This window comes from Ferrovibrio sp. GW821-FHT12B10 (assembly GCF_058807515.1).
This window is the reverse complement of sequence record NZ_JBXAQT010000001.1, coordinates 3,528,878-3,539,689: the sequence shown is the minus strand read 5'-3', so window position 1 is coordinate 3,539,689 and position 10,812 is coordinate 3,528,878. Positions and strand designations below refer to the sequence as shown.

General features: G+C 63.0%; 9 protein-coding genes. 3 read left to right on the top strand and 6 right to left on the bottom strand.

What is annotated here, in order from left to right; genetic code table 11:
• Positions 1 to 175 precede the first annotated feature (175 nt).
• From AC1RRT_RS17570 to AC1RRT_RS17555, 4 genes are all read right to left on the bottom strand, one after another.
• On the bottom strand, positions 176 to 574 hold the full coding sequence (locus tag AC1RRT_RS17570; protein WP_493015107.1) for a response regulator: 399 nt from the start codon (positions 572 to 574) through the stop codon (positions 176 to 178).
• A gap of 151 nt (positions 575 to 725) precedes the next feature.
• A complete protein-coding gene (locus AC1RRT_RS17565; RefSeq protein ID WP_493015106.1) occupies positions 726 to 2,195 on the bottom strand; it encodes a sensor domain-containing diguanylate cyclase in 1,470 nt (489 codons plus the stop codon).
• 96 nt (positions 2,196 to 2,291) lie between these two features.
• Positions 2,292 to 3,143, bottom strand: coding sequence for a sulfite exporter TauE/SafE family protein (locus AC1RRT_RS17560; RefSeq protein WP_493015105.1), 852 nt, complete (start codon positions 3,141 to 3,143; stop codon positions 2,292 to 2,294).
• A gap of 155 nt (positions 3,144 to 3,298) precedes the next feature.
• Positions 3,299 to 3,838 carry a PAS domain-containing protein gene (locus AC1RRT_RS17555; protein ID WP_493015104.1) on the bottom strand — a complete coding sequence of 180 codons (540 nt, stop codon included), beginning with the start codon at positions 3,836 to 3,838 and terminating at the stop codon, positions 3,299 to 3,301.
• Positions 3,839 to 4,390: 552 nt separating this feature from the next.
• Here AC1RRT_RS17555 and AC1RRT_RS17550 point away from each other — a divergent pair.
• Positions 4,391 to 4,594 (top strand): cold-shock protein, encoded by a 204-nt coding sequence (locus AC1RRT_RS17550; protein ID WP_492981170.1) that lies wholly within the window; start codon positions 4,391 to 4,393, stop codon positions 4,592 to 4,594.
• An 89-nt stretch (positions 4,595 to 4,683) separates the two neighbouring features.
• On the opposite strand, the gene AC1RRT_RS17545 is transcribed toward AC1RRT_RS17550, so the two are convergent.
• Together AC1RRT_RS17545 and AC1RRT_RS17540 are read right to left on the bottom strand one after the other, a co-directional pair.
• Positions 4,684 to 5,931 carry an adenylate/guanylate cyclase domain-containing protein gene (locus tag AC1RRT_RS17545; protein WP_493015103.1) on the bottom strand — a complete coding sequence of 416 codons (1,248 nt, stop codon included), beginning with the start codon at positions 5,929 to 5,931 and terminating at the stop codon, positions 4,684 to 4,686.
• Between the two features lie 95 nt (positions 5,932 to 6,026).
• A complete protein-coding gene (locus tag AC1RRT_RS17540) occupies positions 6,027 to 7,280 on the bottom strand; it encodes an MFS transporter (RefSeq protein ID WP_493015102.1) in 1,254 nt (417 codons plus the stop codon).
• Positions 7,281 to 7,588: 308 nt separating this feature from the next.
• Here AC1RRT_RS17540 and AC1RRT_RS17535 point away from each other — a divergent pair, with 308 nt between their 5' ends.
• On the top strand, positions 7,589 to 8,842 hold the full coding sequence (locus tag AC1RRT_RS17535) for an HlyD family secretion protein (RefSeq protein ID WP_493015101.1): 1,254 nt from the start codon (positions 7,589 to 7,591) through the stop codon (positions 8,840 to 8,842).
• 4 nt (positions 8,843 to 8,846) lie between these two features.
• Positions 8,847 to 10,811: a glycosyltransferase family 2 protein gene (locus tag AC1RRT_RS17530; protein WP_493015100.1), complete on the top strand. Its 1,965-nt coding sequence runs from the start codon at positions 8,847 to 8,849 to the stop codon at positions 10,809 to 10,811.
• Position 10,812 lies beyond the last annotated feature (1 nt).

The window sequence follows — 10,812 nt, the reverse complement described above, 5'->3', positions numbered from 1 at the left end:
TCCGGCCATCTTCCAGTCAATCACTGTTGTCCCCCAGATCCCCGCCGACTCGCGTCAGCACTGCCTGCAACCAGCTAGGGAAGAGACCAACCGGTTGTCAATCTACCGACGATAACCTCCCGGGGTAGTGATCAAACTTCGAATCTCACCCTGTCCGCCAGATACCTGACAGCGCTCACCAGGCGCCAGACAATCCGAAACCCGGCAACTGCCTCGCCTCTTCCAGCGTCGCCGTCACCAAAGCGACCAGGGCCTCGTTCTGGAACGGCTTGGCCAGGAAGCCCTGGATGGGCAGGCCATCGAGCGAGATATGGCGGGGGAAGACACCGCTCATCAGCAGGATCGGCGTGTTGCTGCGGCCTTCGAAGCCGCGGATCATGTCGATCAAGTATTCGCCGCTGCCGAACGGCATCTGGAAATCGGTGATCACCAGATCGAAGGGCACGATCTTGAATTTCTCGAAGCCGGAGATTCCATTTTCGGCCCGGGCGACGCGATGCCCCATATCCTCGAGCAGGTCTTCCACCACCCGCGCGACCAGCAGATCGTCCTCGACCAGAAGTATGTTTGCCATTCTCGTGTCCGTTCTCGATATCCGGCGGCACGATAGGCGAGCGAAATACAGGCGATCAGGTGTATTTCCGGCAACCGCCGGAGGCCTGCAATGAATATCCGGTAACCTTCCGAGGACGGTCTGGTGACCGGGCCGGTTTCCACCACCCGCTTCAGTCGGCAGCGTGCACCAGGTCCTGCACGCTCACCTGGTTGCGCCCGGATTCCTTGGCGCGATAGAGCGCGGAATCGGCGCGCGCGATGAAGGCTGCCGGATCATCCTCGGCCTGCAGCAGGGTGACGCCCACGCTCACCGTTGCCCGGATGCTGCGGCCATCCAGCGCGAAGCTGGCGCCTTCCACAGTCTGGCGGATCGTCTGCGCCAGCCGCTCCGCGTTGAACAGATCGCAGTTGCGCAGCGCCACCAGGAATTCATCGCCGCCCCAGCGGCAGATGATGTCCGACGAGCGCAGGCTGACCCGGACCGCATTCGCCACGCCGACCAGCACGCGGTCGCCGGCGACATGCCCCAGGCTGTCGTTGATCGCCTTGAACCGGTCGACATCGATCATGATGACAGACAGCGGCTGGCTGAAGCGCCGCGCGTCCCGGATCGCCTGCTCCATCAGAATGTCATAGGCATGGCGGCTGGCCACACCGGTCAGGCGGTCGGTGGTCGCCATCGCCTCCAGGCGTTTCTGGAAATGCGTGATGGTCAGCCAGGTGGCGATCAGCACCAAAGCGGTGATGACGATGCAGATGAGGATATTGATGTAGAGGGCATTGCGAATCTGCGCCAGGTCGCGATCCGCTTCCTTTTCCACCAGCAGGAACCAGTGCAGTTCAGGGATGAAGCGCACATTCAGGAAGCGCTTCTGGCCGCGGTAATCATATTCGAAGGTCTTCACGTCCTTGCGCGACCATTCCGGCATCAGCGCGTTCAGCGCGCCGCGCTCGGAGACATTATTCTCCGGCACTGCCCCGCCCTCGCCCACCAGCACGATATGGCCCTGCGCGTCGGCGAAGTAGACCGTGCGGCCATAGCGGTTCTGGTATTCTGTGATCAGGGTGCGCACGGCGTTCACCGTCAGACCGATGCCAGTCGCGCCGATGAAGTTGCCCTGGTAGTCCAGAACCCGGTAATTGATGAAGATCGTCATCGTGTCCTGGTTGGCCAGGTCTGGATCGACATTGATCTCATAGGGCAGCAGCATCTCGCGCACGCGGAAATACCACTCGTCGCGCAGTTCGTTCTTGTCGACCTGCTTCAGCACGCTTTCGGCATGATAGTAATTGCGGGTCTTCTCGGAGACGAAGAAGCTGGTGAAGGCGCCATAGCGCTGCTTGATGTCGTGCAGATACTGGATCAGCCGCTGCGGGTCCGTCTCGCCCGACAGCACCCAGTCGCGCACGAAGGTATCGGTCGCCATCACCGAGGAGATCAGGATCGGCTGGATCAGATCCTTCTGGATTTCGGAATAGATGTTGTCCGAGGTCAGCGGCAGTTCGGTCTGCACCACGGCATCGCGCAGCGACTGCCGGGAGACGAAATAGCTGGCCAGCGACGTCGCCAGAAAACCGGTCACCAGCAGCGCCGTCACGACCGCCACCAAGGCCCGCCTGTTGTTCAGGACCTGCTTCATTACCCCTGCCCCACCAGAATACCCTAACTACAATACTCGCAATCCGGGTGTTCTGAATAGGCTTCCGGCCCGTCGGAATGGCCCGGGAAGCCGGGGTCAGAAGAAGCTGATGACGAAGCGCAGGCAGACGGTAATGAGGAAGAGCCCGAACAGGACTTCCAGTTTCCGCTTCGGCAGGGCATGCGCGAGCCGGGCGCCCACGGGTGCGGTCCAGATGCTGGTCGGTACGAAGAGCACAAAGCCCAGCACCGAGACGAAGCCGAGCGCCAACGGCGGCTGCATGGCCGCCACCTCGGGATACAGCGCCGCCTTGGGCCAGCCGGCGTAGATGTAGCTGATCGCGCCGGGGATGGAGATCAGCACGCCAAGGCCCGAGGAGGTTGCGATGGCCTGATGGATCGGCCGGCCATAGAAAGTCATGAACAGGCTGGAGAGCTGGCCGCCGCCGATGCCCATCAGCGCCGAGAGCACGCCGATCAGCACGCCATAGATGCGCATGATCGAGTTGGAGGGCATGTCGTCGGCGATCTTCCAGCTGTCCTTACCGAACAGCAGGCGCAGCGCCGAGGCGCCGGCAACCAGCACGAACACGCCCTTGAACACATCGGCCGGCGCATAGCGGGCCATCACGCCACCGGCGATCACGCCCAGCACCACCGGCACCGCCCAGATCTTGACGATCGACATGTCGACCAAGCCTTTGCTCCGGTGCGCATTGAAGGAGCGGATTGAGGTCGGGATGATAATGGCGAGCGAGGTGCCGACGCAGAGCGGCAGCCGCACCTCTTCGGGAACGCCCATGATGGTGAACAGCTCGTTCAGCACCGGCACGATGACGGCGCCGCCGCCCACGCCGAACACGCCGGCCAGAACGCCGGTGAAAGCGCCCGCCGCCAGCAGAGCAACGGCAAGCCAGGCGAGTTCAGTGAAGGAAATACCGAAGATCATGGGACGCTCGACTGCGAAAAACAGGATGGCGCCAGAGTCGGCGCGGGCCGGGATTGTCGGCCGAATACGACCCCTGGGGCAACGGTCGGGCCGTAACCGGGGTGTAAAACCCGGGCGGCATCATGCCTTTTTGAGGCTTGGTCCCAAAGGTCCAGTCATCCTGTTGACAGACCGGGCTGCTGCAAGTCGCCATAGGACATGCAGATCATGAACTGCTCGACATAATCGGGCCGGTCAAGCGAGACCGGCACGAGGGCCGCTTCCAGCGTGATGAAGCTGCGGTCGACGAAAGCCAGCGTGCCATGCACGCGCACCGGCAACAATCGCGTGATGGCCCATTGATGTGCTTGCTGGTGTACGATGATGTCCTGTGGCGAATACAGGTCGTCTAGCCAGCGCCCGGTGCTGTCACGGCCGGTGGCGGCCACGACTTCAGTGCCGATCAGCCGGAACCGATAGCGTTCGCGCGCCGCATCCATGTCGATAATCACCAGGCGCGGCAGATGCTCGCGTAGGATTTCGGGCGGCAGGGCCGCACGGGAGGGAATCCGATGACCGGCAGGGACGGCGTTTTGCCACAAATGGAGAAAAGCCTGCGATTGCGGCTGCTGGAAGCGCGCATCGGTATCGCAGGACAGCGCCTGTCCCAGATATGCGGGTCTGGCCCGGCCCGCGAAAGGCTCACGCTGCGCCATTCACTCCCACCTTGCCCGGAAACATCCGGCTCCGGCGCATCATGCCAGAGTCCGCGATGCACACACCAACGGAATTGCGCAGACCTGCCATGCAAGAAAGCATGGGCGTCGCAGGAGGAAGATCAGATTGTGGGGGAAGGAAGAAGACCGGTGATGATACGCCGGCGGGTCACTGCATCCCGCTTTACGGTCGGCGATCATCGTTGGTCTTGACGACCAGGACTGAAGATAAGCACATCCTCCGTTAATTCAAGGTTACTTTCCGCTTATGGGCAGAAAAGCCAAAGATTTCACAATATTGCCGCAATTGGACCCCGTCCGGGCGGGCCGCTGACCCGCCGGTGCGTTGACAAGCGCGCACCCCTGCCGTCTTATGAAGACGCAATCGATGTTTTGGCCTGCTTCGGCAGGCCGTCGTAGTCTTCACGACCCGCGACAGCTGCCAGGCTTCATCCAAAATTCAGGTTGTCCGGACCATGCCTCACCGCATGGCCGTTTCCAATGGCATGTCGACGACATGCCTTTCTTGACTAAGCCTATCAGGAGTTTCCTATGGCGAACGGTACCGTGAAGTGGTTCAACAACACCAAGGGCTACGGCTTTATCCAGCCGCAAGCCGGCGGCGCAGACGTCTTCGTGCACATCAGTGCCGTTGAACGCGCTGGCCTGTCGAGCCTGAACGAAGGCCAGAATGTCGAATACGAACTGGCCACCCAGAAGGGCAAGACCTCGGCGGTGAACCTCAAGGTTCTCTGATCGCCCGCGATCATCCGCGAATGGAAACGGCGCCCTGACGGGCGCCGTTTTTTTCATACCAACCCTGGGCGCCCTGACGGGCGCCATTTTTATTTAAGCCCGAACACTTCGCGCGGCTCGGCCACGCCGCGCAAGGCATGATGCCCCAGTGAAACCAGCCCGGCCGCCGCCCCCGCCGCACTGGCGAAGGAGGCCGAGGCCAGCAGGTTGCGGCCCAGCGTGCCGCAGAGATTTTCCAGCCGCGCTGCTTCGTTCACCGTCGGCCCGATCAAGGTGAAGTCCAGCCGCGCGCCGGTGCCGACATTGCCATACATCACCGTGCCCTGATGCAGCGCGATGTCGAAATCCAGCACCGGCAGGCCGGCCTGCTGCCGGCTGGCATTCAGCTCGGTCACACAGCCCAGCGCCTCGCGCGCCGCCTTCAGCGCCGCGAGGCAGACCTCAGCCGTGCTGCGCGTGCCATCAAGCTGGAAGCTGGCCAGCAGGCCATCCCCTAGGAATTTCAGCACTTGGCCGCCGCCGTCCTCGATGGCCGGACCCAGGCAGTCGAAATAGGCATTCAGCGTTTCGAGCAGCGGCTCGATCGCCATGCGGTCGGCCAGCGCCGTGAAACTGCGCAGATCGGCATAAAGGATCACGGCATCGACGCGCTGGGCCTGGCCGCGCCGGATTGCGCCGTTCAGCACGCGATGCGCCGCATCGCCGCCGATATAGGCCGCCGTCACGTCCCGGCTGAGCTGCGTCAGCATCGCGGCCTTCATTGCCAGGGCCAGCAGCGGCACAAGGCGGCGCAGCCGCATGATGTGATCGTCGCTGAAGCCGCCGGGCCGGGCGGTGGTGAAGGAACTGATCATGCCGATTCCGGCATAACGATCAGTCACATGGGTGGAGTGCTCGAAGGTCCAGCCGAAGCTGAAGGCCATCGCCAGCCAGTCTGTCAGCCCCTGCTCGGCGAATTCACGCAGCACCGGAAAATCGAACGCGGCTTCGGCCCCGGTCAGCGGTCGGTGCAGTTCAGTGATGCCGTTGGCCAGCATGTGGCGCAGCGGGCTGGCGGACCAGGCTTCCGGCTCATCGCCCGGTTCGCGATGCGGCATGGCGTCGTTGCCGACTAGCCCGCCCTCCTTCGTCCAGGTATAGCCGCGCGCCCGCACCAGCGGATGCAGCGTGGCCATGCCGACGAAGACGCGCTGCAGCGGAATGCCGGCCGCGGTGATGCGGGCGCAGAATTCCGTCACCAGGGTTTCCGTCGATACGTCTTCCAGTCCGGACCGGATCAGCCACATCGCCACCGGGATGTCGCTGGCGGGCATATGCTCGGCATTCGGAATCATCATGCCGGCAGCCTATACGACTGCCATCGCGATTTCCGCCCTCGCAGGATATTTTTTGTGACCCCAGTCGGATTCAGGTGCCGGATCAGTTCCCTGCTTCAGGCCGCCTTCGCCGCCTGGTTCGCCACTTCGTCGGCACGCGGGTCGATATCGGCGCGCACCGGCGCCGTGCTGGGCATGGTGACAAAATCGGTCTTCTGATCCTGGGCGGGAGCGGCGCGCTGACCCATGCGATGGAGCGCGAAGGCCGCCATGGCGCTATGGACGATGGCGGTGAAGCCGAACAGGCCAAGCGGTCCCAGCTGCTGCATCGCCACGCCGGCCACCACCGGGCCGATCACCGAGCCCGCGCCGTTGATCAGCAGCAGACCGCCGGCGATGGCGACGAAATCCACGCCGGTCGCCATGTCGTTGGTATGGGCAACGCTGATGGCATAGAGCGGGAAGGAAAACACGCCAAAGAGAAACGCCGCACCGATCATCAGGTCGGGCATGGTGAGATACGTGAAGATCACCAGACCCGCCGACGCGGCCGACAGCGCGCAGGCCATGAGGATGGTCTTGCGTCGATCCATGCGATCCGACAATCGGCCAAATGGATATTGTGCAATCGCGCCACCGACCACCGTCGCGCTCATGAACCAGGCGACCTGCGAAATGGTCAGGCCGGCCTGCGAGGCAAAGGCCGGCGCCATGCCCCAGAAGGCGCCGTTGGCCAGCCCCACCGTAAGCACGCCGGCAACACCCACTGGCGAGACGCGATAGAGGCCGCGCAAAGACAGCCGCGCGGAGGAAATCGGTGCCGGCTGCGGCGAGCGCGTCATCGCCACCGGCACGGCGGCGAGCGAAACCAGGATCGAAGCCAGACTGAACAGGTGGAAGCGCACGGGATCGTCGACCAGCAGCAGCATCTGGCCCAGCGTGATGACCGAGAAATTCACCGTCGTGTAGGTGGTGAAGATCATGCCACGGTTCTGCGGCGTGGCGCGTTCGTTCAGCCAGCTCTCGATGATGAGATAGAGTCCGGCCAGACAGAGTCCGGTCATGGCGCGCAACAACCACCAGGGCAGCGGCCCGACAAACATCGCATGCGCCAGCGGCACGACAGACGCGACCGAAACCATGGCCGTGAACAAACGGATATGGCCGACGCGACGGATCAGCTTGGGCGTCAGGACACAGCCGGCGACGAAGCCGATGTAATAAGCCGAGCCGAGAATGCCAATGGAGAGCGAGCCGAAGCTTTCCAGATTCGCCCGCACGGGCAGCAGCGTGCCCTGCAGGCCATTTCCGGTCAGTAACAAGGCCACACTGAGGAGGAGAGCGCCGACGGGGGTGAGGCTGCTGATCATTCGTGTCCGGCGGATTCACAGGGAATAACGACATTGTTACAGAATTTAAATGTATCAGAGACGCTGTCGTTGAAAGAAGTGATCAAGCCCGGCACTCCCCATTCCTGCTCGCGTGAGTAGATATAACGCATAACAAGGCAGTCGGTGCCGCCCTGCGATTGCAGGGCCTAACGCTTTGTAATCCGCACCGAAACCATTTGCTAACCATTCGACTGCTCCGGCCCGACAACTACTTACGGTATTTTTATTAATGGCTTTGTTCCGCCGACAGCTATGACAGGGCTGTTCACGCGGAGCCACCAAAACCGATGTACATGCAGAACCTGAAAAACAAAGCCGTCACCCCCGGACGCATGCTGCGGATCGGCCTGGGTCTGCTGCTGCTTGGACTCTTCGGTTACGCCCTGCTGCCGGGCGTCTTCTTCGCCCAACTGCCAGCGGGCCGCGTCAATGCCGAACTGCAGACCCTGCGCTCTCCCATCGACGGTCAGGTCAGTTTCAGCGGCGTACGCATCGGCGAGCCGGTGAAGGCCGGTCAGTCGCTCGCGGTTCTGCGCGATCCGCCCGAACGCGATGTCCGCCTGGCCGGCCTGCGCGCCCAGGGCGATGCCCTGGCCGAACGCATCAACGGCATCGAGCAGCAGATCGAAGCGCTGGATCCCTTCCTGCAGCGGCTGGGCGGCGACAGCACCATGTTCCGCAACGCCGTGGTGAGTAACCTGAATGCCCAGATTGCCGAAGCCGAGGCGCGCGTCCGCCGGGCGGAAGCCAATGCCCGCCTGCTCGATGCGCAGTTCAAGCGGATCGAGCCTCTGGCTGAAAAAGGATATGCCAGCCGTGCCGATTTCGACCGTCGCCGCGCCGAAGCCGACGTTGCCCAGGCCGAACTCGTCGCCCAGCGCCGCAACCTTGACCGCGTGCGTCAGGAGCGCAGTGCGGCCGACCAGGGCGTTTACTTGAGCGACTCCTACAATAACGCCCCCTACTCGCAGCAGCGCCGCGACGAAATCGAGCTGCAGCGCCTGTCGCTGATCAGCCGCCGCGCAGAGCTGTCTGCTGAACGCGTCCAGGTCGAACGCCAGATCGAAGCCGAGCAGCGCCGTCGCCAGCAGACCGGCGAAGCGAATATCGCCACCCCGGCCGATGGTGTCCTGTGGCGCCTGCTGGAAAGCGAAGGCGCCACCGTCGGGGTCGGCGCGCCGCTGATGCAGATAGCCGATTGTTCGCGGATCTTCTTTGAGGTGGCCCGCGATCGTCGCACCGATGAGACCCTGTCGATCGGCGATGCCGCCGTGGTCGAGTTCGAACGTAACGGCCGGATGGTCAGCCACAAGGCCCGGCTGGTCGGCCTGCGTGGCGACCAGGATGGCGATCGCCGTGAATTCGCGATCACCACCGCCGCCGGCATAGACCAGCTGCGCTGGGTCTTCGCCGTGGATTTCTCCGCCGGCGAAGGACAGCAGGATGCCTGCCCGATCGGTCGGATCGGTCGGCTGCGCTCGGTCGATACCGCCATCGACCGCCTGAGCAAGCGCTTCACCACACTGTTCAGCGCCAGCTGATCCCATGAACAATCTGCTCGCTGCCGCACCGGGCGTCATCCTGCTGGTCGGCGCCTTTCTGCTGCTGCCGGTCCTGCGGCCGACCAACATGCTGGCGCGGCGCAGCCTGATCATTATCGTGCTGCTGCTCAGCCTGCGGTACTTCTGGTGGCGCATCACCGAGACGGTGCCGCCGCTGGCCCAGCCGGCTGATTTCGCGTTCGGCCTGCTGTTCCTGATCCTGGAGCTGATGCTGGCCTTCAGCACCTATATCTGCCTGCTCACCTTCTGGCGGCATCGCGACAACAGCCCCATGGCCGAAGAGAACGAGCGCCGCAGCTACGAATCCGAGATGCCGGCCGTCGACGTCTTCATTCCCACCTACAATGAATCCTGGGAGGTGCTGGAGCGCAGCATCCTCGGCGCCCGCGCGCTGGATTATCCCAATTTCAAGGTCTGGGTGCTGGACGATACGCGCCGGGACTGGCTGCGCGACAAATGCGCGGCCATGGGCGTGCGCTATCTGCGCCGCGACAGCAATGAAGGCGCCAAGGCCGGCAACCTCAATAATGCGCTCGGCATCTCCAAGCAGGAGACCAACGCGCCATACATCATGGTGCTGGACGCCGACTTCGTGCCGAAGAAGCGCTTCCTGCGCCGTGTGGTGGGATTCTTCAACGATCCGCAGGTGGCGCTGGTGCAGACGCCGCAGTTCTTCTTCAACCCCAACATGCTGCAGCATAACTTCATGCTGTCGGAATCCTGGGTCGATGAGCAGCGCTTTTTCTTCGACACCCTGCAGCCGGCCAAGGATGCCTGGGACGTCTCCTATTGCTGCGGCACGTCATTCGTGGCGCGCCGCGCCGCCATCGAGCATATCGGCGGATATCCGATGGAAACCATCACCGAAGATATCCTGCTCAGCTTCAAGCTGATCGACGCCGGCTATGTCACGCGCTATTTGAACGAAAAGCTGTCACGTGGCCTCGCGCCCGAAACCATCGGCGAATACATCAAGCAGCGCAGCCGCTGGGGCATCGGCGCCATCCAGTCGCTGTTCGTCAAGGTCGGGCCGTTTGGCCGCAACAACCTTGACCTGCTGCATCGCTTCCTGTTCCTCGAGACGGCGAATTACTGGCTCAGCCTGCCCGCCTTCTGCCTGTTCGGCCTGATCGCGCCCCTGCTCTACTGGTATGGCGGCATTTCGATCCTGCGCGCCGAAGCCGGCGACTATGCCTATCACTTCATGCCGGCCTTCTTCTCCTCGACCGCCTTGTTCGTCTGGGTATCCGGCGGCCGCATCATGCCGATCCTCACCGACCTGACCGAATTCGTCTGCGCCTCGCGCGTGGCGCCGTCGGTCTGGACCGCACTCCTGTTCCGCAAGACGCAGACCTTCAACGTCACCAGCAAGGGCGTGATGAGCGATCGCATCCAGATCAATTGGACCGTCTTCCTGGAAGCTGGCGCGCTGTTCGTGCTGACCGCTTTTGCCATCATGGCGTACACCGGCGGTCTGGTTGACGGCCGTCAGCCCGATGGCGGCGACCCGACCCTTTACACCTTCTGGAGCTGCTGGAATCTCCTGATCATCGCTCTGGTCATGCTGCTGGCCGTGGAACGGCCGCGCATGCGCCGCGAGGAGCGCTTCGACCTCAACGAGCCCGTCAGCCTGCTGTGGAAGGGCCTGCGCCAGCCGGTCCGGCTGCTCGACATGTCGGTCTCGGGCGCCCGGCTCGAAGTGTTGCCTGGGCTATCAAAGCATCTGCGCGACGCCGATATCATTGTCGAAATAGCCGAGGTCGGCCCGGTCACCGCCCATGTCACCTCGGCCGGCGGCAACCTGGTGCATCTGCGCTTCGGTATCGGCACGCCGCGCGAAGCCATCATCACCAAGCTCTATACCGGCGACTATGAAAGCGTGACGCATCTCGTCCAGGTGCGCACCGCCTTCGGCGACGTGTTCAAGCGCGCCTTCGGCCTGCGGTAAC

Bases quoted from the DNA above. Each gene is read 5' to 3' on its own strand.
- AC1RRT_RS17570 (WP_493015107.1), bottom strand. From the start codon at position 574: ATGGCAAACATACTTCTGGTCGAGGACGATCTGCTGGTCGCGCGGGTG.
- AC1RRT_RS17565 (WP_493015106.1), bottom strand. From the start codon at position 2,195: ATGAAGCAGGTCCTGAACAACAGGCGGGCCTTGGTGGCGGTCGTGACG.
- AC1RRT_RS17560 (WP_493015105.1), bottom strand. From the start codon at position 3,143: ATGATCTTCGGTATTTCCTTCACTGAACTCGCCTGGCTTGCCGTTGCT.
- AC1RRT_RS17555 (WP_493015104.1), bottom strand. From the start codon at position 3,838: ATGGCGCAGCGTGAGCCTTTCGCGGGCCGGGCCAGACCCGCATATCTG.
- AC1RRT_RS17550 (WP_492981170.1), top strand. From the start codon at position 4,391: ATGGCGAACGGTACCGTGAAGTGGTTCAACAACACCAAGGGCTACGGC.
- AC1RRT_RS17545 (WP_493015103.1), bottom strand. From the start codon at position 5,931: ATGATGATTCCGAATGCCGAGCATATGCCCGCCAGCGACATCCCGGTG.
- AC1RRT_RS17540 (WP_493015102.1), bottom strand. From the start codon at position 7,280: ATGATCAGCAGCCTCACCCCCGTCGGCGCTCTCCTCCTCAGTGTGGCC.
- AC1RRT_RS17535 (WP_493015101.1), top strand. From the start codon at position 7,589: ATGTACATGCAGAACCTGAAAAACAAAGCCGTCACCCCCGGACGCATG.
- AC1RRT_RS17530 (WP_493015100.1), top strand. From the start codon at position 8,847: ATGAACAATCTGCTCGCTGCCGCACCGGGCGTCATCCTGCTGGTCGGC.